Origin of the sequence: Bacteroides sp. OF03-11BH (assembly GCF_003604005.1) — a bacterium.
GTDB lineage: Bacteria > Bacteroidota > Bacteroidia > Bacteroidales > Bacteroidaceae > Bacteroides > Bacteroides ovatus.
Genome location: NZ_QTMW01000014.1, coordinates 46,481 through 69,754, shown reverse-complemented (window position 1 = coordinate 69,754; position 23,274 = coordinate 46,481). Strand labels below are relative to the sequence as shown.

At 41.8% G+C, this 23,274-nt stretch carries 14 protein-coding genes; 8 read left to right on the top strand and 6 right to left on the bottom strand.

Annotated features, from left to right (window positions below; translation table 11 throughout):
• Positions 1 to 470 precede the first annotated feature (470 nt).
• The 4 genes from DXA54_RS12640 to DXA54_RS12625 are packed head-to-tail and all read left to right on the top strand — an operon-like array spanning position 471 to position 9,867.
• Positions 471 to 3,596: a SusC/RagA family TonB-linked outer membrane protein gene (locus DXA54_RS12640; RefSeq protein WP_061447849.1), complete on the top strand. Its 3,126-nt coding sequence runs from the start codon at positions 471 to 473 to the stop codon at positions 3,594 to 3,596.
• 11 nt (positions 3,597 to 3,607) lie between these two features.
• Positions 3,608 to 5,404 (top strand): RagB/SusD family nutrient uptake outer membrane protein, encoded by a 1,797-nt coding sequence (locus DXA54_RS12635; RefSeq protein ID WP_120079647.1) that lies wholly within the window; start codon positions 3,608 to 3,610, stop codon positions 5,402 to 5,404.
• Between the two features lie 27 nt (positions 5,405 to 5,431).
• Entirely contained in the window at positions 5,432 to 8,203 is a 2,772-nt protein-coding gene (locus DXA54_RS12630) for a SusC/RagA family TonB-linked outer membrane protein (RefSeq protein ID WP_120079623.1), read from the top strand.
• An 8-nt stretch (positions 8,204 to 8,211) separates the two neighbouring features.
• The gene (locus DXA54_RS12625) at positions 8,212 to 9,867 is read left to right on the top strand and encodes a RagB/SusD family nutrient uptake outer membrane protein (protein ID WP_120079621.1); all 1,656 of its coding nucleotides are present in this window, start codon (positions 8,212 to 8,214) and stop codon (positions 9,865 to 9,867) included.
• Positions 9,868 to 9,963: 96 nt separating this feature from the next.
• On the opposite strand, the gene DXA54_RS12620 is transcribed toward DXA54_RS12625, so the two are convergent.
• From DXA54_RS12620 to DXA54_RS12610, 3 genes are all read right to left on the bottom strand, one after another.
• On the bottom strand, positions 9,964 to 10,440 hold the full coding sequence (locus DXA54_RS12620; protein WP_004298336.1) for an HU family DNA-binding protein: 477 nt from the start codon (positions 10,438 to 10,440) through the stop codon (positions 9,964 to 9,966).
• A gap of 333 nt (positions 10,441 to 10,773) precedes the next feature.
• Positions 10,774 to 11,118 carry a hypothetical protein gene (locus DXA54_RS12615; protein WP_004307475.1) on the bottom strand — a complete coding sequence of 115 codons (345 nt, stop codon included), beginning with the start codon at positions 11,116 to 11,118 and terminating at the stop codon, positions 10,774 to 10,776.
• A 476-nt stretch (positions 11,119 to 11,594) separates the two neighbouring features.
• Positions 11,595 to 12,206 carry a DsbA family protein gene (locus DXA54_RS12610; RefSeq protein WP_004307474.1) on the bottom strand — a complete coding sequence of 204 codons (612 nt, stop codon included), beginning with the start codon at positions 12,204 to 12,206 and terminating at the stop codon, positions 11,595 to 11,597.
• Positions 12,207 to 12,543: 337 nt separating this feature from the next.
• Here DXA54_RS12610 and DXA54_RS12605 point away from each other — a divergent pair, with 337 nt between their 5' ends.
• Both DXA54_RS12605 and DXA54_RS12600 read left to right on the top strand, forming a co-directional pair.
• A complete protein-coding gene (locus DXA54_RS12605; protein ID WP_008649040.1) occupies positions 12,544 to 14,460 on the top strand; it encodes an Ig-like domain-containing domain in 1,917 nt (638 codons plus the stop codon).
• Positions 14,405 to 15,280, top strand: a complete 876-nt coding sequence (locus DXA54_RS12600; protein WP_008641759.1) for a DUF3108 domain-containing protein — start codon at positions 14,405 to 14,407, stop codon at positions 15,278 to 15,280. Before DXA54_RS12605 ends, DXA54_RS12600 begins: the two co-directional genes overlap by 56 nt.
• Positions 15,281 to 15,449: 169 nt before the next feature.
• On the opposite strand, the gene DXA54_RS12595 is transcribed toward DXA54_RS12600, so the two are convergent.
• From DXA54_RS12595 to DXA54_RS12585, 3 genes are all read right to left on the bottom strand, one after another.
• Positions 15,450 to 15,860, bottom strand: coding sequence for a PaaI family thioesterase (locus DXA54_RS12595; protein ID WP_008649042.1), 411 nt, complete (start codon positions 15,858 to 15,860; stop codon positions 15,450 to 15,452).
• 32 nt (positions 15,861 to 15,892) lie between these two features.
• A complete protein-coding gene (locus tag DXA54_RS12590) occupies positions 15,893 to 16,885 on the bottom strand; it encodes a FecR family protein (protein WP_004307470.1) in 993 nt (330 codons plus the stop codon).
• 101 nt (positions 16,886 to 16,986) lie between these two features.
• Positions 16,987 to 17,583: an RNA polymerase sigma-70 factor gene (locus DXA54_RS12585; protein WP_004310927.1), complete on the bottom strand. Its 597-nt coding sequence runs from the start codon at positions 17,581 to 17,583 to the stop codon at positions 16,987 to 16,989.
• Positions 17,584 to 17,988: 405 nt separating this feature from the next.
• On the opposite strand from DXA54_RS12585, the gene DXA54_RS12580 reads away from it, so the two are divergent.
• Positions 17,989 to 19,713 carry a hypothetical protein gene (locus DXA54_RS12580; RefSeq protein WP_008776096.1) on the top strand — a complete coding sequence of 575 codons (1,725 nt, stop codon included), beginning with the start codon at positions 17,989 to 17,991 and terminating at the stop codon, positions 19,711 to 19,713.
• A 57-nt stretch (positions 19,714 to 19,770) separates the two neighbouring features.
• A complete protein-coding gene (locus DXA54_RS12575) occupies positions 19,771 to 23,271 on the top strand; it encodes a TonB-dependent receptor (protein ID WP_120079619.1) in 3,501 nt (1,166 codons plus the stop codon).
• Positions 23,272 to 23,274: the final 3 nt, after the last annotated feature.

Genomic DNA, 23,274 nt, shown 5'->3' with positions numbered 1-23,274 from the left:
GGTTTGAATTTCGGGAGTCAAAGATAGGGAATAATTTGATTAATAAAGGAGAATAATAAGTCTAATAGGTATGTCAATAGTTCAATTTTAATTTATTTATGAACTATTCAATGGAGTCTGGTAATGGTATGTGGAGTTGGCATAGATTTACGGTGAAAGAAGAACTTGGTAAATTAACTTTTTGAGTATCACCTCTCGAGTATGGTAAAGTCAAGAAGAAACGATGAATAGGCTGTATTTTTCTAGCGTGACATCCTGATACTATGAGTAATACAGCTAATTTTAATGCTTTTTATTTCTTATTTTGTACTATTTTGTCCCTTTTTAGTATGATAATTGTATCTTAAAAACTATTACATTCACTTAATTTGTGGCGAGTGTTTTTAACAAACCTATTTCAAATTCTTAAATTTATTATTATGAACAAACTGACGAGACTAAAAAGATGCAAGAGGTGCATCAGTACGTTAATGCTTATGTGTTGTTCGCTCTTGGCATGGGCGCAAAATACAGTAACGGGAACTGTATTGGATGAATCTAACTTAGAGGTGATTGGTGCCAATGTAAAGGAAAAAGGCACGGCCAACGGTGCTATTACTGACATGAATGGTGTTTTCCATTTAAAAGTAAGCAATCTTCAAAAAGCAGTTCTGCAAATTTCGTTCATGGGATATGAACCTCAAGAAGTGCCATTAAATGGACGCAAACAACTGAAAATTATTTTAAAAGAAACGGCCAATGAACTTCAGGAAGTTACAGTTGTGGCCTATGGTACACAAAAGAAAGAAACTCTGACAGGAGCTATTTCTGCTGTAAACAATGAAGCGTTGATACGTTCGCCGAATGCAAGTGTGGCCAATTCCCTGGCGGGTCAGATTACAGGACTCTCATCCGTCCAGACTAGCGGTCAGCCGGGACAGGAAGACCCTAAGGTGTTTATTCGCGGAGTGGGGTCCTTGACAGAAAGTGCTTCCTCTCCTTTGATTTTGGTGGATGGTATAGAACGTTCGTTTTATCAAATGGACCCGAATGAAATAGAGAGCGTGACGGTTCTGAAAGACGCTTCTGCTACTGCCGTGTTCGGTGTGCGTGGTGCAAATGGCGTAATTTTGGTGACTACACGTCGTGGTAAGGAAGGCAAAGCGAAAATTTCCGTAAATTCTTCAGTTGGTATCCAGATGCCCACCCGTATGCTTGAAATGGCAGACAGCTATACGTATGCTACTTTAAGAAACGAGATTATAACAAATGACAAACCAAATGCTACCGAGAACGATTTGGTGTTCAATAATTATGCAGTTGAACGGTTCAGATTGAATGATGAAGCTATTATGTACCCCAGTATCGACTGGAGAAAGTATCTGCTTAATAAAACATCTATGCAGACACAGCATAACCTGAATATTTCCGGAGGAACAAAGGATATACGTTACTTCATATCTTTAGGTTTCTTATATCAGAATGGTCTGTTGAAACAGTTTGAAGGAGTGGGGTATGATAATAATTATAAATACAAAAGATACAATTATCGTGCGAATTTAGACTTTAATGTAACTAAGACTACCACGCTGAAGATTGGTATCGGCGGGATTGTAGGTAACCGGAATGAGCCGATGATTAATGATGCGACTAATTCGATCTGGACACTGATTAATCAGACAACTCCGTTCAGTAGTCCGGGTGTAATTGACGGACAACTCATAGTTACCCCCGAGGAACGTTTTGATAATAAAATAAATCTGGGCAACAGTGCTTTGCCTAAATGTTATGGAACGGGTTACTCAACTGCTATTAATAATACGATGAATCTGGACCTTCTGTTGAATCAGAAGTTGGATTTCATAACCAAAGGATTGTCGGCGGAAATAAAAGGTGCTTATAATACGAGTTATGGTTTTACCAAAAAGCGTAAAGGGCAAGTGGAACAATTTATGCCTTTCTATCAATCTTCTTTGGAAGATCCGTCACTTGGTTATGATTCGCCAGATTTCAACAAGAATATTGTTTATAAGATCAAAGGAGAAAATAAGAGCTTGCAATATGAGGAAACTTCCTCGCGGGCACGAGACTGGTATCTGGAAGCAAGCTTGAGATATAACCGTAAGTTTGGTTTTCATAATGTCGGGGGATTGTTCTTGTACAATCAGAGTAAGAAATACTATCCCGCTCAATGGGTGGGAGTACCGTCTGCTTACATCGGTTTTGTAGGCCGTCTGACGTATGATTACAAATCCCGCTATATGGCAGAAGTTAACTTCGGTTATAATGGTTCTGAGAATTTTGCTCCGGGTAAGAGATTCGGTGCGTTTCCTGCCGGTTCCATCGGTTATATCCTGTCGGAAGAGGCCTTCATGAAAAAACAGAAGGTGGTTGATTATCTGAAATTCCGTGCTTCTGTCGGCTTGGTCGGAAATGACAATCTTGGAAATAACCGCTTCTTATTCCTGCCGGACTCTTATGATGTGAATCTGAGCGGAGTAGACGGATGGAATAACAATAAGTATGGATTCAACTTTGGTTATAACAGTAAGGCGTTAATTCTGGGTGCATTGGAGAAGCGTCTGGGTAATCCGAACGTGACTTGGGAAACTGCGCTGAAACAGAACTATGGATTGGACGTTCATTTCTTGAAGAGCCGTCTGAAAATCTCTTTGGACTATTTCCTCGAAGAACGTAAGGATATTCTCATCAATCGTAAGACAGTACCTTTATTAACGGGGTTGACTTCATCAATTCTACCTGCCGTAAATATGGGTAAAGTGAAAAACCGTGGATATGAGGTAGAAGTGAGGTGGAATGACAAGATTGGGCAGGTTCAGTATAATGTTCAGGCAAACGTTTCCTATTCAAAGAATAAGATTATTTTCCAAGACGAGGTTGAGCCTAATGAACCTTATATGTGGCGGACAGGAAATCCGGTCGGGACACTCTTCGGGTATGTAGCGGACGGTTTCTATACAGAAGCGGACTTCGGAGAGAACGGCAAACTGGTAGCAGGTCTGCCCGATCCGGGTGTGTCCGTGAAACCGGGTGATGTGAAATACCGGGATTTGAACGGTGATGAGGAAATTACTTCCGACGACCAGACTATCATTGGAAACCCGACTCGTCCGGCTTATACATTCGGATTGAATTATGGCATCAATTACAAAGGCTTTTTCCTGACGATGAACTGGACTGGTGCTGCACAACGCTCTTTGTTGCTGGACGGAGCTTTCAGAGAACCTTTTGGTAATGGTAAAATCCGTGGTTTGATGCAGTTCCATGCAGATACGCGCTGGACACCGGAAACGGCTAATACAGCTACTACACCGCGGTTTACAGAGACAAATGCAGTCTATAATATGCGTTCCTCCTCTTTGTGGGTGCGAGACGGTTCTTATTTGAAGCTGAAGAATGTGACAATAGGATATAACTTCACAGATAAGAAGATGTTGAAGAAACTGGGTATCCAGCAGTTAGGTATAAAACTGACAGGCTATAATCTGCTGACTTTTGATAAGTTTGACATCATGGACCCTGAATGTAATCCGAATAATGCGGATTCTTACCCTATCATTAAAATATATAATTTAGGTATTAATCTAACCTTTTAATAGTGCTGACAATGAAAAACTATAAAAAATATATAGGCTGTCTTTCTCTCTCTGTATTGACACTGATAGGGTGCGAAGACCTTAAATTTGGAGAGAAATTTCTGGATAAGCCGATAAGTAACGAACAGAATATCGATTCTGTTTTTAACAAAAAGGTATATGCTGAGCAGGCACTGGCGGAAACTTATCATTCCCTGCCGGATTATCTGCCGATGCAAGGACGTCTGGGATATGGCGTTCTGGAAATGCTAACCGATCTGGGTGACTGGACGAAAAAGGGAGCGCCTAAATTCTATACAGGAACAGTGGACGGAACAAATACATATCTGGAACATCTTCCATATCGGTTGGATGTCGCCAGTGCTACGATAGGAGTAGGGCCGGTTTATGGTATTCGAAGAGCCTACATTTACATTGAGAATGTGGATAGAGTGCCGGATATGACTGCGGATGAGAAAGCGATAGGAAAAGCGGAAGCGCAAGTAATCATTGCCTATCATTATTCTCAAATGCTCCGTTATTATGGTGGTATGCCGTGGATAGACCATGCATATACGGCAGAAGATGCGATGAAATTTCCTCGTATGACAGTGGAAGAAACCGTACAGAAGATTGTTGGATTACTGGATGCGGCAGCCTCTGTACTGCCTTGGCAGGTGAATGCAGATAATGACGGACGAATGACGGCTGCTTCTGCTTTAGCGTTAAAGTCCAGGGTGCTTCAGTTTGTGGCGAGTCCTTTATTTAATGCTGAAAAACCCTATCTGGAAGGAGATGCTTCGTCTCAATTCCTTACTTGGTATGGTAACTATTCACCAGACAGGTGGCAGAAGGCGTTGGATGCCGGATTAGAATTTATGCGGGCTAATAAAAAGAACTTGGACGCTTATCAACTGGTGAATACAGGTAATCCCCGCGATGATTTTGCAGCAGGATATTTCAATCGCCATAACGGTGAAGTCTTGATTTCTTCCAGAAGATTCACCACTTATGCTACCGGAAAGCTTCCGTTTGCCCAGATGCGTTATGGAGTTGCTTCTCCTACATTGACTTATGTCGATATGTTTCAGATGAAAGACGGAACAGAATTCGACTGGAACAATCCGGACCATAATAAATTCCCTTTCTTTGATAAGGACGGAAACCCCAGAAGAGACATCCGCTTATATGAAACGGTTGCTGTGAATGGAGATAAGTTTAAGGGCGCCCAGAAAGTGCAGATTTATGAAGGAGCCACCCAGGCGCCTTATAAAGACGGACGAATGAGTTACAATGGGGTTGCCATGAGAAAATTCATACGGAACTTCAATGACGAAGTGAATGGTAAATTTTATTCTTGTCCGTTGATCCGCCTTCCGGAGGTTTATTTGAATATGGCCGAAGCGATGAACGAATTGAATAAGGCGGAAGTCCGTGATGAGTTTGGCAATACGGCTTATGATTATCTGAATAAAACCAGACTGCGTGCGGGTATGCCTGCGATTTCGGCAACAGATGTTCCGGCCGGCAAACCGTTGCGTGAAGCAATATTACGCGAAAGAGCCATTGAATTCGGCTATGAAGAAGTACGCTATTTCGATCTGGTACGTTGGAAACGCGCAGATATATTTACCGGACAATTGTCACGTCTGATTATTAAAAAAGCGGCCGGTGAGCCAAGCGGCTTTTCTTATGCCGTATCTCATGCAATGGCGGAAACGCGTCAGTATGCAAAACCTGAAAAGTGGAACGACAAGTATTTCCTGTTGCCTCTGCCTATAGATGAGATAAACAAGAAATATGGATTGATTCAGAATCCGGGTTGGTAATAATCAAATCGTTGAACAATAAGAAGAATGATTATGAATAAATCACTTTATATCGTAGCTTTCTCGTTGGCGTTTGCCACTACGGGTATAGCGCAAAATAATGAAGGACAAGATAAGGTAATCGATCTGGGCACACAGACGACCACCGAATTACGGAAGACACAGGCTGTCTCTACCATTTATTCGAATGAATTAGATAAAAATGCTGCCACTAGTCCTTACAATGCCATTTATGGCTTGTTGCCGGGATTGAGTGTGATGCAGAACACTAGCTGGGGCACAGATAAATCTCGTCTCAATGTGCGGGGACGCGGTTCTTTGAATGGAGATACACCTTTATTTGTAGTAGATGGTTTTGCACGCCCTCTCGAATATATTAACCTTTCGGAAATAGAATCAATATCCGTTTTGAAAGACGGTGCTGCTACTGCTCTTTGGGGAGGCAGAGGCGCTAACGGAGTGGTATTGATAACTACCAAACGCGGTATATATAGCCAGAAGGATATAAAAGTAGACTACAAGTTTGGTTTAGGCTTCCCTGTTAATCAGCCGGAGTTTGCCGATGCTTATACCTATGCCAAAGCCCGTAATGAAGCATTGAGATATGATGGCTTGCAACCGGACATGGATGAGGCTTCTTTCCTGTCCGGAGGCAATAGCGATCTTTATCCGAATGTGGACTGGCAGAAAGAAGCGTTACGTAATCATACAACCAGTCATCAACTGGACATCACTTTCCGCGGAGGTGGCAAGCGGCTTCGTTATTTCAGTGTCCTCAATTACAAAAACGATATGGGGCTGCTGAATAGCAAGTACACTGATTATACAGATCGCTATAACTCCCAGATGAAGAAATACTTCCTCAATCTTCGCATGAATCTGGATGTGGATATTACGGACGCGACAAAATTGAAATTGAGTATGCTCGGTATGCTGCGAGAGACCAAGCGTCCCACCACATCGGAAGCTACTTTGTTTGAACAGATTTTCAACACCCCGTCCGCCGCATTTCCCGTGCAGACACTGAATGGATTCTGGGGCAGTAACAATGTGCTGAAAACAAACCCGATAGCCAATCTGGCGGACGTAGGTTATTATAAACTGAATCAGCGTATGTTGCAGGCGGATTTGCGGTTGGTGCAGGATTTGTCTGTATTGACTCGCGGGTTGAGTGCGGAACTCGCTATTGCTTATGATAATAATGCGACCTATCAGGAAACAGCCAAGAAAAGTTTTATGTACCAGACCATTGAAAAAGGCACAGACGGAGAACCGATTTACACGAATTACGGAAATCCTAACGATGAACTGGAAATCAGCAACAAAGGATTGGCCAATCAATACATACATGCCAATTTTGAAGCGAAGGTCAATTATCACCGGACATGGGATAAACATGATTTTACGGCCAGTGCTATGTTTCGTCAAGAATCAATGACGTTGACAGGGGCTAATAACAGTCGTTACCGTCAATACATCATCGGAACCGCAGGTTATAATTTTGACAACCGTTATATGGTGGATATCGTAGCCAACTGTTTTGGAAGTAGCGTATTGGGGAAGAACGACAAGTATCGTGCATATCCCGCCATTTCTGCCGCCTGGATACTTTCGAACGAGAATTTCATGAAAGAAATTTCCGCTTTTGATTATCTGAAACTTCGTGCTTCTTACGGACGCTCCGGATATGATATTTATGATTATGACATGGATAAGCAATATTGGGTAGGAAGCGGTGCTTACTATTTTCAGGCCGGAAATACTTCTGCCGGAAGTAGCCTGAAGGAAGGAGTGTTGGCAATGGAACAACTGGATCTGGAAGTTGCGGATAAATATAATATCGGTTTGGATATGAGCCTGTTCAAGGGACTGACTTTTTCTATTGACGGTTTTTATGACAAGCGTACTAATATCCTGATTGACGGAAGTGGGCTGATCTCATCGGCAATCGGGGTTACTATTCCGCAGATGAATGCAGGAAAAGTGGAAACAAAAGGAACGGAACTCTCTGCCATGTGGAAAAAGGAATACAAGGACTTCAACTATTATATCGGAGCCAACTTCTCCTATGCCAAAAGTAAAGTCGTAGAAAATGGTGAGGGATATCAGCCGTATGGCTATTTGTCTAAAAAAGGTTACCCTGTCGGGCAGTGTTTTGGCTGGGAGGCTATCGGTTATTTCAGAGATGAGGCGGACATAAAGAGCAGTCCGGTGCAGAAATTCTCGGAAGTACGTCCAGGTGATGTCAAGTACAGGGATCTGAATGGCGATAACGTGATTGACAACAATGACCAGAAGGCGATAGGATATTCCACTGCCATACCGGAGATTTATTATGGCATTAATTTGGGATTTGAATATAAAGGTTTCGGCGTGGATGCTCTGTTTCAAGGAGTAGCCCATTATAGTGTGATGTTGAACACTGCCAGCGTATACTGGCCGTTGAGAAACAACACGAATATTTCCAACTGGTATCTGAATGACAGAATCCGCTGGACGGAAGAAACGAAAGACATCGCAAATGTCCCCCGCCTGACCACGCTGGATAATGCCAATAACTTCAGAAACAGTACACAGTGGTTGGAGAACGGGAGCTATTTCAAACTTCGTAACCTGAATGTCTACTATAACCTTCCTTCCTCTTGGGCGAAGAAAGTGAAAATGGAGAAGATTCAGGTGTATGCGAGAGCTAACAATCTTTTTTCGCTCGATCATGTGAAGTATATGAACTGTGAAGATCTGAAAATCAATTATCCGGATATGACTTCTGTTTATTTCGGGTTGAATATTAACTTCTAAAATGTGAGATGACCATGAGAAAATATATCCTATTATATACAGGTTTGCTATTATCCGTATCGGGGTGTAGCTTGCTCGAATTGGACGAATCGACAGGCTTGGACAGGGAAGAGGCCTATTCCTACTTTAGCAATGTGAAAGGTTTGGCTACCTACGTTTATAGCCAGTTGCCCGGAGATCTCGGAGTGCTCGACGGGGCTTTGAGGGAGTCTGCAACGGATAATTCTGTTTATATCTGGAGTGATAATAGTGTTCACGACTTTTATAACAATGCCTGGAGTCCCAACAATGCAGTCGATAATATGTGGTCGAAGTGCTATGGAGCTATCCGTTCCGTCAATTCATTTCTTGAAAACTATTCACAGGAAAAACTGGAGCGTTTCCGCTGGAACGACACGTATGAAGAAGACATAGCCAAAGCTACCATGTATCGTGAAGAATTACGGGTGTTGCGAGCTTTTTATCTGTTCGAACTGGCTAAACGATACGGTGATATTCCACTTTTGACACGTACGTATGCTTTGGATGAAATCAACGGCGTGGAAAAGACTTCTTTCAATGAAGTGATAAAATATATCTGTGATGAATGTAGTGACGCGGCCAAAACTCTGCCTGTCAGTCATCAGGACTTTTGGGCGGAGACGGGACGTGTGACCAAAGGTACAGCGTTGGCATTGAAATCCCGTGCTCTTCTTTATGCGGCGAGTTTGTTGCATAATCCCGCACAGGATGCTGATAAATGGAAAGCGGCTGCCGATGCGGCTTATGCTATCATAAAAGAGAACTGGTACAGTTTGCCGAAGACGAATGTAGATCCTCTGTATGACAAGAATGGTGGAAACGATGTATTGAAATCTCCGCAATTAATTTTTGAACGTAGAAATGGGGAAAGCTTTGATTTTGAAGCTAACAATTTGCCCATCAGTTATGAAAAGGGGAAAACAGGCAACGTGCCCACCCAGAACCTGGTGGATGCCTTCCAGATGACTAATGGAAAAGACTTTGACTGGGAACAGATTACACCGGGGCAGAATCCGTATGAAGGCAGAGACCCAAGATTCTATAAAACGGTGCTTTGCAATGGCGATACATGGATGAACTTGACCATCCAGTCTTATGAAGGAGGAAAAGACGGTGCCGGAACAACCGGAGCGACTACTACAGGTTATTATTTGAAGAAGTATATGAATGAGACTGTTTCTCTAGCTCCTTCCAATGAGAAAAAGAAACCGCACCATTTCATCATATTCCGTTATGCGGAAATTCTCCTGAACTATGCGGAAGCAATGGATGCCTGGAAAGACGCTGATTATACGGATAATGATCATCCGTTGTCTGCACGTGCGGCACTGAATCAGGTGCGTGCTGCTGCTGATATGCCTGCCATTACAACAAGCGGCAATGCGTTTACTGAAAGCGTCCGTCGTGAAAGACGAGTGGAACTTGCGTTCGAAGACCATAGGTTCTGGGATATCCGCCGTTGGAAAATCGGTGATAAAACCAAAGCTATTTATTGCATCAAGATCACTTTGGAAAACAGCTTGCCTGTTTATAAGAAAGAATTGCTTGAAACACGTAACTGGGATGATAAGATGTACTTATATCCTATACCACAGACTGAATATTATAAGAATCCTAATTTAGGTCAAAATACAGGCTGGTAACTATGACTAAGCGAACCCTAAAAGTTTTTGTCTAACTTTTAGGGTTCATTTTTATGGGAAGAAGTCCTTTTCTATGTGTGGTCCCTTGTTCCAGTTTTATGCTGCAGGATCCGGGGCCTCACCGCTACCGCCTTCGTCCGGATTTTCCGGTTTATTTCCCCCTCCATTTCCGGAAGAGGTGCCGCCGTTTCCTTCCGTCTTGTAAATACTTACATTATCCAGCATATCCTTAAATTTATATCCCGGCGTAAATACAATTTTCACCCGACGAACGGTATCGGCATCTACATCTTTTTCCTCTTTCTGGCTTTTGCAACTCATGCCCGGACGGAAACATCCGAAGTCACCTAATTGCACAGACAATCCTTTGTTTAGGTTCGTGTTCAACGCATCAATCAGTGCGTCAATCACGTGTTTCACTGCGCCTTCGGGAATCATACCGAACATGGATACTTCCTTGCATAAATCTCTGAAATTTACCGTATTGGTAATTACATTCTGTGCTACATACTTTTCAGTCTTTGTTTTGTCAAAGCCGAAAACTCTTTTCTTGACAACATACTTTAATGCCATAGTCTTTCTTTTTTTAATAGTTAGTTAATCTGTTTTATTGTTGTTTTGTGATCACGATGCAAAGATATGGTTTCCGAAATTCATGACCAAGCTGAAAAAGAATTGTGCGTTAATAAATTAGTTAATAAGTAGAATGCTGCTGTATTGGGGAATTTTATGTAAAAAAGATTTAGCAGAAAGATAGAAGAAGAGGATGCCGATTAAGATATTGGGGTATCAAGTGTGGGGAAGGCATCCTCTTCAAAGATAGAACGAAAGGACTACTTGCACAAGCAATCTTTTTCGCTTTGTTGTCTATCTTCTATATATACTGGTAAGGGTTATGATTCTGAATTATTCCGTGTCTTCTTTGGTTCGCAGGCTGACTAACTCTGTCCACTTGCTTATACTTAAGTCGAACCCTCCTTTCTCCAGATGTTGGAGGGCGGTTCTAAAATGTCGTATTACTTTTTCTGTATCATTGGTTGTTTTATACTCAAGCTCTCCAAGTGCATATTCAAGACGTGCCATTTGGATGTAATCTAACAAGGTATAGTTTTCGTCAACGGATAAAGTTGAAAGATAGTTCAACAAGTCAAATGCTTTTTCTCGTTCTTCATCTGATAAGTTGGAGATGGGGCGGCGCGCGATAGGGTGCTGCATTACTAGAATAATGTTTTCTTTCAGGTCGTCGTACATATCTTTGTTATGTTTGTCGCATCATTTCCCTGTGGTGCGCGGTTTAAAAAAAGAGAGCGTGGGAAACTACCAACTGTACGCCAACCATAGGCTCGGCAAAGACCCTCCGCGACATAAGTGATAGTCCCACGCCCATTGGGTATATAAACAAATTATATACAGAAGTGTGCGCGAGACCTGACATCACTTATTGCCATTCGCGGTAAATTTTTGCCGAATTTATGGTTGAATGCAATAAATAATCGTTCTCTATAAAAAATAAAATGTTCCTCTCTACGTATGAAAGGAAACCGCTACAAAAGTAGCAATAAATATTGATAAAGCAAGTAATCTTGTTTTATAATTTCATAGATAGTTCTGATTTACTAAAAGTCAGTATAAATATGATTAATATAAAAAGAACCCTACACTGAATTATTGTTTTTTTGTTCAGTTCAGAATTGGAATTCTAGGTAATTCTGCTAGATGATTTTAACTTAACTTTCTGTTTTCTTTGCATAAACCACCTGTTTGCCTGTTCCATAACGGATTAAGAGTCCACGTTCGATAAAAGCATTCAGTTCTTTCAAAGCACGTTTTTTGTCGTGTCCTGTCAATCGGCTATAGTCGGTGCGGGTCAGGCAGGGATATTTGTTCAGATGCTGGTTGATTATTGTCAAACATTCTTCTTCACTGTGCCCTTTCCCATGGTGACGAGTCATCGATTCTCCACGTTCTAGTCTCATTTGCTGGCCTACTTCTTTCTTAAACTGGCTGCCTACCCGGAAATTGACATTCTTCAGCTCAATAGATTGTGCGTGCACATCTTTTTTCTTCATTACACGAGGTCCCTTTAAAGACACTGAAAAATATCCGATATCTCCCAGTTCCACAATCCATCCGTTGGCAATCAAATCTCTCAACTCGTTTTGGAAAGACTGCATGGCGCCCGCCAGTAAACTGCGGCTTATTCCTGTGAATTTGTGTACACGGTCTAGAAATTCTTCCTGATCGACGGTTCCTTTGAATACTACGCGGGGATGAAGCGGTTGTGCGTCGCCTGTTTGTTGAATGTCAGGCGTGTCGTAAAGGTCATATTGTATACTCATATTCGTTTTTATTTAGTGTAGGCACATTGATAAATCCGTTTGCCTATCCGGATTTACTTCACTTGCTACTTTTATTTCGTTCCACTATAGTTTCTCTTTCGTCCCACTATAGTGCTCCGCAAGGGAAACTATAGTGTTCTTTGCGGAACACTATAGTGGAACGAAAAAAGATTAGGCAACAAAGGTAATCTCTTTAGGCAATAAAACTAATTATATTAGCAGGAAAAAAATAAAAACGTCGCAAATATTGTTTATTACCTTAAGTCACCCTTTCCTTTTTTAATAAATTAGCTAGAAAGTGTGGTGTTTATTGAATAAGAACGCTTATTTTTGCAGCATGTTACAATTTGAGAATCAAAAGATAAAGCAAATAGTTCGCAAGGTGCTTCCGGTAGTAACGCTGGGAGCTATGTTATATTCCTGCGCCAGTATTGGACGGCCGGACGGAGGCCCTTATGATGAGACGCCGCCCCGTTTCATCGGTAGTACTCCTGCTGCGGGCGCTCTGAATAATGAAAGGACTAAAATTTCTTTGATGTTTGATGAGTTTATTAAGCTGGAGAAAGCAACCGAAAAAGTCGTTGTTTCTCCTCCCCAGATACAGCAACCGGAAATCAAGGCTTCCGGCAAGAGAATACAAGTCAACCTACTCGACTCTTTGAAGCCTAACACGACCTATACGATTGACTTCTCGGATGCAATTGTCGACAATAATGAAGGTAACCCGCTAGGGAATTTTGCATTTACGTTCTCTACCGGTACGGAAATCGATACGATGGAAGTAGCAGGAACGATGCTCGATGCCTCTAACCTGGAGCCTATTAAAGGTATGCTTGTCGGACTACATTCCAACTTGAACGATTCGGCTTTCAACAAATTGCCTTTCGACCGTGTGGCACGTACGGACAGCCGTGGGCGTTTCTCTATCCGGGGTATAGCTCCCGGCAAGTATCGTATCTACGGTTTGATGGATGCCGACCAGAACTTCACTTTTAATCAGAAGAGCGAGATGATCGCTTTCCATGACTCGTTGATTATCCCTCGTATGGAAGAACGTATCCGCATGGATACGGCTTGGGTGGATTCATTGACTTATGACACGATTGTTGAGAAGAAATATATGCATTATTTGCCGGATGATGTCATCCTCCGTGCCTTTAAGGAACTCAATTATTCGCAATACCTTATCAAGTCGGAAAGACTGGTTCCGCAGAAGTTTACGTTCTATTTTGCAGGTAAGGCAGATACTTTGCCTGTATTGAAAGGCTTGAACTTCGATGAAAAGGATGCTTTTGTTATCGAAAAGAATCAGCGGAACGACACCATCCATTATTGGGTAAAAGACTCCCTGCTCTTTAAGCAGGATACGCTGGCCATGAGCCTGACTTATCTTTATACGGATACATTGAATCAGTTAGTGCCCCGTACGGATACGCTCAACCTCGTTTCGAAGCAGAAATATAAGAAAGAGGAGCCGGATAAGGACAAAAAGAAAAAGAAGAAAAAGAAAGGTGAAGAGGATGAACCCGAACCGACAAAATTCTTGCCGGTAAATGTCGGTGCTCCTTCGTCAATGGATGTATATGGTTCTATCTCTTTGAGTTTTGAAGAACCGATAGCCAGTTTCGATACTGCGGCCATCCATCTACGGCAAAAGGTAGATACGCTCTGGAAAGATATACCATTCGACTTTGAACAGGACTCTGTGAATCTAAAGAGGTTCAATCTGTATTATGATTGGGAGCCGACACTGGAATATGAATTTTCGGTAGACTCGACTGCGTTCCATGGTATATACGGATTGTTTACAGACAAAATAAAACAAGGGTTCAAGGTGCGTAGTTTGGAAGAATATGCCAAAATCACGTTTGTGGTGACGGGAGCGGAACCTAATGCTTTCGTTGAACTGTTGGATGCGCAGGATAAAGTGGTACGCCGAAGAAGAGTAGAGGAAGGAGGTTATGCCGACTTTTATTACTTAAATCCCGGTAAGTACTCCGCCCGGTTGATTAACGACCGGAATGGAAACGGTGAATGGGATACCGGCAATTTTGAAAAAGGGGTGCAGCCCGAAGAGGTGTATTATTATAATCAGATTTTAGAGCCGAAAGCCAACTGGGATCTAGAACAAAGTTGGGATATTCATGCAGTTCCGCTGGATAAGCAAAAGCTGGATGAACTTAAAAAACAAAAACCAGATGAAGACAAGAAGAAAAAGGATCGGGAACGAAATAGTCAGAACCGCCGTCGTTAGCGTTCGACGCAATTTTATTATCGGATTAGTGGCCTTACTGATGGGAGCTTTCGCCCTCCCAGCCAGTGCTCAATGTGAAGCGAAGAATGATGCGTTTCAATCCGGCGAACACGTAATGTATGATTTATATTTTAACTGGAAGTTTGTCTGGGTGAAAGCCGGACTTGCCAGTCTGACGACGAATGCTACTACTTATCATTCACAACCTGCCTACCGGATTAACCTGCTTGCTTTGGGCAGTAAACGGGCAGACTTCTTTTTCAAGATGCGCGATACGCTGACTTGTGTGATCGGTGAAAAACTGGAACCGCGCTATTTCCGCAAAGGTGCCGAAGAGGGAAAACGTTACACGGTTGATGAGGCTTGGTTTTCTTATAAGGACGGTCTTTGCCTCGTAAACCAGAAACGTACTTATCGGGATGGAGCGTTTGATGAATCTGAAGCTAGCGATAGCCGTTGTATATACGATATGTTAAGCATCTTGGCGCAGGCACGTTCTTACGACCCTGCAGATTATAAGGTGGGAGACAAAATCAAGTTCCCGATGGCTACGGGCCGTAAAGTGGAAGAGCAAACGCTTATCTACCGTGGAAAAGAAAATGTGAAAGCGGAGAATGGAGTTACTTACCGTTGCCTGATCTTCTCATTGGTAGAATATGATAAGAAAGGAAAAGAAAAGGAGGTGATTACTTTCTTCGTGACGGACGACTTGAACCATCTTCCTGTCCGTCTGGATTTATTCCTGAACTTCGGTTCGGCAAAAGCATTCCTGAATAATGTGACGGGTAACCGGCATCCGCTGACTTCTATCGTTAAATAGATATATAGAAAAAACGAAGGCATATCAGAAGTAAATGGCCCTGCCAACCTGTTATTTTTTAGACGCGGATAACGCGGATGACACGGATTTATTATCTTTTTATCCGTATCATCCGCGTTATCTGTTTCTAAAAGGTATACTTTTAAAAGTGTTGATGCGCTTTCCTGTTTTATTCCTGAACTTCGAAAGGCACTTTCTGATCCTTTCGGAATACGCTAGATTCAAAAGTTGCAATCAACTCTCCGTCTTGGTTTGTTATATCTACCTGATAGCAACCTGTACTTCGACCGATATAGCGTTCGCGTGCTTCGGCAAAGAGAGTATCTCCGGGGCCGCTGGCACGTAGGAAAGTAATAGTGGACGAGAGAGAGAAAGCTAGTGTACCGTGCGAGTTGGCAGCTGTGGCAAGCGCCAGATCTGCTAATGTGAAGATCGCTCCTCCTTGTGTGCGGGCACCTGCGTTAAGATGTTCGGGTTTTATTTCTAATTTGGCTTTACTGTAACCTTTGCGTACTTCCAGCAGTACTACTCCTGCATTTTCGGCAAACAGATCGTTCTTAAAAAACTCTTGTGCAGTCATGATATTATTTTTGAAGATTCTTTAATCGTTTCTTATTTTTTCAATGAATGGATATATACCTTATCTTTTTCAATTGAGTAGCTAAATTTATTTGTTTCAGACATAATATCCAATATTTTCTCCAAATTATTTGTTTCTATAATAAAACTTCCATGGAAAATCAAATTCTTGAGTTGCTCTGACTCAAATGCGAATGTCACATCAAACTGGCGCTCCAACTCTTTAGAAATGATCGACATAGGAACTTCATCCCAGAATACTTTGCAGTTGATCCACTGTTCAGCATAGTCAGCACTCTCGGTCAGCTTATAAGTTTGGTCAAGCTTATTAACTGTCATCGTTTGATTAGGCTTCATTATAAACTCTTGGTTGATGCACAATAAGACAATGGAACCTTCTAGGAGTGATACCTTTATATAATTCTCATCACCATAATTTTTAACGTTAAACTTAGTACCCAGTACCTTGATCTGTGCGGAGTCTGTTTGTATAACAAATGGATGCTCTCCATGCTCTACCTCAAAATACCCTTCGCCTTCCAGCCGGACATTGCGATTCTTCCGACTAAAACTCTCGGAGTAAGAAAGCTTGGAATCTGCGTTTAACCACACTATAGAACCGTCAGGAAGCTTCATTTTTAATTTCGATTTTCTTGGAGCGTATACTTCGGAAATCAAAGAATCATCAGGTGTTGTAAAATTATAAATTATAAAAGGAGTGGTAAACAGTAATATAATGATTGCCGCTGCGTAACCTGCATACTTCACAAATAAGGCTCTTCTCATCTTTCCTGCCGGAGCACTCTTATGTTTGCGGATTCGTTTCGCAAATCTGTTATAGGCTTGTTCCTCGTGTACAGATACATTTTTATACTCGGCAGACAGAAGCCAGATTCGTTTCTGCTGTTCAAAATATTTCTGATTCTCCGGATCGGAGTATATCCATTCGTTCAACTTATGCAAGTCCTCTTTGGTGATACTTCCCGAGAGGAAATCATATATCAGTCTGTCAAATTCTTCTTTCATACCATCTTAAACTTAATATCTATTGAAAATCATATACCTGCGCTATCATCAGGACAGTTTGTCAATAGAAGAAGTATAGTGAATTACTTTGCTTTTTAATATTAATTAAATATATTCGTAATAAACATTACAATCAGGGCAAGATAAGATCTTGCTGCTTCCTTCAGTTTATCCAGTGCACTTCGCATGTGATATTTCACTGTATGAATAGTGATTCCCATGATTTCGGCAATTTCTTCTTGTCTTTTGTTCTCAAAACGACTCAATAAAAATACCTTCCGGGTTTCCGGAGATAAGCCGTCAATCGTCTTCTGGATAATAGAATGTAGCTCTTTACCCTCTAAATGCTCAACCGGATTTTCGCCCAAGGACCATAAATCGCTGTAAATGACCAGGTCTTCTGACGAGCAGGCCGTTTCCCTTCTCACATATTCAAGCTGAAGATAATTGATACACTTATTGGCTACACTTCTGAAAAGGTAGTTCTTCAATGAGGTGTTAATTGTTATTTTAGAGCGGTTTTCCCATAGACTATACACCAAATCTTCTACTATAGATTCTGATAGATAAGAGTCTGTCAAATACCCTCTCGCTATCCGGCAAAGATCTGTATAGTAAGTTTTATAGATGTATCGGAATGCCTCCTCTTTACCCGATTTCAGGGCCTCGATAATCTCTGTTTCCAGGTTTTTTTCCATTATGTCTTTCAGAAATCGTATATTTGATTTATTAGTTAATATATTAAGGTGAATACTCACAGGTTCTGTTTCTCCGATGGATAATTCGGGGGCAAGGTATTGAAAAAATGTAAGATGACCAAACTCACTAATAAAAAGATGAGTTGAAGGGCTGAACGAATAAAAAAATCATTTCTCACTATACTTTTTATTAATCTGGCTGTCATATTAATGAATAGGCCAATAAAGCATATTTTAACCTGAATCTCTATGAATGGTAAAAAGAAGGATTGTAAAAGAGCATAGCGCGACACTCTTTTTTAAGTTATAAGGTATACAAACAGCTGTTTTAGTTTAGTCATGCAGGATAAAGATTGTTTTCAGGAATAACAGAAAATAAGCTATTTCTTATTTAAATAATATTGTATGAAGAAACTACATTTTCTATTAAGCACATTCCTTGTGTTTATATTCACGTCATGCGGAGAAGATGAACTGAAAGGTGTTGTCTTATCCGAAGATCCGGGGTACGTAAAAGAACCATTGGTAGCCATACAGGCAGAAGATGGCACAGGGAACTGGATAAATGGTCTTATTGACCAGAACAGTAGGGTCATAGCCTTAGATTTTCGCATTTTGGACGACCAAAGTGCGGTGAATGTGAAACTCAAACTGGCGGATGAATGGGCAAAGCCCATTGATCCGCTCACTACTGATGCTGTACTGGACTTGAGCAGCGGTATCACCCGTATTAAAGTGAATGATGGAGCAGATGATATCGAATATACCATTTTCAGCACTTCTACTCAGCTACTTCGAGGCGTAACGGCTACTTGTAACACAGAGCAGGTTAGTGCTAACTTTATTAATGGCATCGCTTCGTTACGTTTCAAACAAAACACTGCATTTGCAAACGTTGTGTTGATGCCGACTTTGGCAGATAACGCAGAAATCATCTCTACGGATCCCGTCAGTCAAAAGGATGAAAACGGAAACCTGATTGTTGACCTAAGTAGCACACTTACTATTACTGTAAAAGACAATACGAACAACATGACTAAAAAATATCAGTTGAGTGCTGTAAATGGAATTATTGACGCAGGGGTAAACTGGAAAAATATTACTGCTGATCTAAAAAGCCAACACAGTAGTATTTGTATTCCTGATTTCATGATTGTCTATGAAAATAAAAACTTGCATGGAAGGAGCGGTAATACGGGATGGTTGATAACTATTCCTGCCGGTAGAATAAATATGAAGGTTAGCTGGGATATGAATAAAGACAATGTAACATGGGCTGAACCCACTGCTCAACATCGTACAACAGCTATCATGAATGATAATATGGATTATTCATTGTTTGTTCCGGGATTGTCCGGGCAATTCTGGGTACCGATATTTTATAGCCTCGGGTGGAATGATAGTGGGCTGCTATCCGCACCGCGTCTCGGATATAACCTATCTACTTCTTTGAAGTATTGTCCGGGAACTCTGGGAATTACAGCTGATGGAAAAGCGGAGATTTCGTATGCAGAAGTGATAGATAATAACTTGTATAAGTTTACCAGCGGCGGAGCCGGCAAACAAGCTGCCAATGGAGTACAGTGGTCTCCAACCAGTGCTGTCAGTGGATATTCCTATCCGTTGCAAAAAGGGCAGATCATGATTGCCGGAGAAAATGCAGAACTTTACAAGACATTTGCCACTAATGAAGGAAGAAATACTTCGACCCGTAACAGAGGAATGGATGGAGCATTGTCAGGAAGTAATTCATGGGCTGCTAATCCGGTAAGCATTTGGACTTTTGATGGCAAGCCTGTAGGACGCCGGGCTGTCGGTATCACGGAAGAAGGAGACTTGGTCATTTTTGTAAGTAATCGTTTTACGAATTCTTATAACTCGGTAAAAGCAGCTTGGAATGTCTTTAGTGATGGCTCTTCTTTACGGGAAGTTGCTGTGGCATTGCAGGAAGTGGGTTGTACGGATGCCATTGTGTTTGGTGAGAACTATCATAGTCCTGTTGTTATTCGGGATGATAGTAGAGGGGTGCCTTTAGGAAAGGTAGCCGGTAGATACGATTGGGAAACGAACGGCAATGTGAAAAATGCGGATAATGAAGCTAGTTCGCAATCCTGGATAATGTTTAAATAAGAACATTGTAAGACAATGAGTTAGTAACAAAAGATATACATATAAAAACTTAAATCAATGAGTAAAATCATCAAATGCATGTTCTTCGTGCTATTAGCCGCAGTTCTTCCACTGTCGGTTCATGCACAACAGGTGACCTTACATTTGCAGGACGTAACGGTGCGTAAAGCGTTCCGGGAGTTGGAGGTCAAAGGAAATGTATCCTTAGTATATGAGAAAAATGATGTGGACCTGACCCGTAAGGTAACTGTAAAGGTAGATAATCAACCGATAAGCAAGGCACTGGATCAGATTCTGAAAGGACAGGAGTTGATTTATAAAATAAAAGATAATCATATTATTATCACCCGGCCTGTCGTTCAGAAATCGGATAAGAAACGGCGTATCAATGGTGTCATCAGCGATGTCAATGATGAATTGTTAATTGGAGTATCGGTATCAATTCCCGGTACTAATATTGGCACGGTGAGTAATATGGAAGGGAAATTTGAATTGGAAATACCGGAGGACGCTAAGAAATTGCAAGTGTCTTATATCGGTTTTGACACGCAGGAAATTTCATTGTCGCCCGGCAAGACGACATTCAACATTGTAATGGGAGAGAATGTGAAAATGCTTTCAGAAGTAGTAGTGGTTGGTTATGGCACGCAAAAGAAGGTGAACCTGACCGGTTCGGTTGCTACGGTAAATTTGGAAAAGGAATCACTTTCCCGTCCTTTGGTCAGTGCTTCGCAGGCGTTGAGCGGTATGACAGCCGGTTTGCAGGTGATGCAAAGCTCCGGGACTCCATATAATGAAGGCTTTTCTTTCAATATTCGGGGAGTAGGTACCCTGAACAGCTCTTCACCACTCGTGTTGGTGGATGGGATGGAACAAAGTCTGAATAATGTAGATCCCAACGATATTGCTTCTATTTCCATCCTGAAAGATGCGGCCTCGTGTGCTATTTATGGTAACCGAGGGGCAAATGGGGTTATTCTGGTTACTACCAAAACCGGACAAACAGGAAAGGTCAGCGTGTCCTACAATGCTACTTTTTCACTGAATCAACCTACCAAACTGATAAAAACGGTATCTAACTACGCCAAGTATATGGAATTGATGAACGAAGCTGCTACTAATATAGGAGAATCTGCTCCTTTCAGCGACATTACCATCAATCAATGGCGTGAGGCGGAAAAAGATCCGAATGGCATTTCGGCTTCCGGCTATCCTAATTATGTAGCTTATCCTAATACAGATTGGTACGATGAGATATATAGTAACGACTGGATGATGAAACATTCGCTTTCCGTCACTGGACAGGAGGGACGTACCGGATATAATCTTTCTATATCTTATACTGACAATCCGGGATTAATCAAGGATACCGGATACCAACGCTATTTTTTGCGTGCCAATGTTTATTCGGATATTACTAAGTGGTTACGTATCGGTACTCGCGTATGGGGGTATCACACTGACCAGAAGAAAAGCGATACCGGTTCACTCACCAATATTAATACTCAAAAGATGATACCGGGCGTATATCCATATTATGACGGAAAATATGGTGCGCCGGAAGCGAACGAGGAAGATCCGCAATCTCACAATCCTCTGTGGGACATGGCACAATCGGAAGGGCATATCAAAAACACGCAGTTCTTTACTACTTTCTATGCCAACGTGAAGTTTCTGAAACACTTTTCATACGATGTTAATCTGAACTATAAGGATTACCGTTATGAATCGATGTCCGTAAATACGGATTATGGGAAATATAGTTTTAGTACAGATCAGTGGATAGCTGCCCCCAAAGATCCTGCCGATTTGTATACCCGTATGGCGTATGTCCGTGAAAACCATTGGAAATTAACGCACTTGCTCAACTATAACCAGACTTTTTATAAGCATGATATTGGTATGTTATTGGGCTTTGAAGAAGAACGTTTTGTCAAACGGACTACCGACACTGCCAAACTTGGATTAATAGATTCGTCTGTGGGTGATTCAAGTTCTGCTACTACTCCTTCTTCCATAGGTGGTACAGGTGAGGAATTTACATCCCGTTCTTACTTCGGTCGTATTAACTATGCTTTCGACAGCCGTTATTTATTCGAGGTTAATATGCGTTATGACGGTTCCTCCCGTTTTGCTCCGGATAATCGCTGGGGGCTTTTTCCATCTTTCTCTGCCGGGTGGAGAATCAGTGAAGAGAGATTTATGAAAGGACTTCCTATCGACAATCTGAAATTACGTGCTTCGTGGGGTAAGTTAGGGAACAATGCGATTGGTAACTACGAATGGCAGGCTGTATATAACTCGGCAAAGTACGCGTTTGGTGGTAGTCTTAATAACGGATTGGCAGTCACTTCTATCTCTAATAACCTGTTGGAATGGGAGAGCACTGCTATTACGAACATTGGTGTCGACTTTGCAACTCTTAGAAACCGTCTGACGTTCGAGGCTGAATTTTATAATAAAGTAACGGATGGAATTTTATATCGTCCTGATATGTACATGTCTCTTGGGACAGCCAGTGGCCCTCGTCAGAACATTGCGGAAGTGACTAACCGCGGTATTGAAATGACCCTGAATTGGCAAGACCGTATCGGTAAAGTAGAATATCGTGTATCCGGTAACTTTGCCTATAACCAGAACAAGGTCAGTAAATACAAAGGAGAGTTGCAGCGTGGCTGGGTGACAGATGAAAACGGGAGCCGTGTTTATCAAACCAATATCGGCGATGTCTCTACCGGAGGATCTACCCGTGTAATAGAGGGTAAAATGATTAATGAATACTATATGTTGCAACCATACAAGGGCAGTGGAAACGGTTTTAACGCAGATGGAACAGTCAATATCAACGGTGGTCCGAGAGACGGAATGATCCGTACAGTAGACGACATGAAATGGCTGAATGCTATGGTAGGGGCAGGGTATAAGTTCTATCCGCGTCAGAACGTCAGTAAGAGTGGCATTTGGTATGGTGATTACATCTATGCTGACTTAAATGGCGACGGTGTATATGGTAATGACGCTGATAATGAGTTTCAGGGATGCTCCAATGTGCCCAAGTATAACTTCGGTCTGCAGGCAAGCGCTAATTGGAAAGGCTTCGATTTCTCCATGAACTGGTCCGGTGCGGCAGGTTTCAAGATTTACTACTATCGTTTGGCATTGAACAGCAGTGCTACCATCAAAGGATATGCTATTGGGGAAGCAATAGCAAACGATCACTATTTCTTTGATCCCAAAAATCCCAATGATCCGCGCACGAACTTGAGTTCAAAGAATCCTCGTTTGACAAATAACTCCGGTAACGACCAAAGTGGTATGACACAGTCATCAGTACATTTGCAAAAAGGGGATTATATTAAACTGAAGAACCTGACTATCGGATATACATTGCCTGCTGTCCTGTCGAAAAAAGTATATGCACAGAATATCCGTTTCTTTGCTTCCGGTGAAAATTTATTTACCATTACCGGGTATGAAGGAATGGATCCGGAAATGCGTACCGCAGTGGGATATTCTACTATGAGACAATATGCATTCGGTGTAAATATCACTTTCTAAACT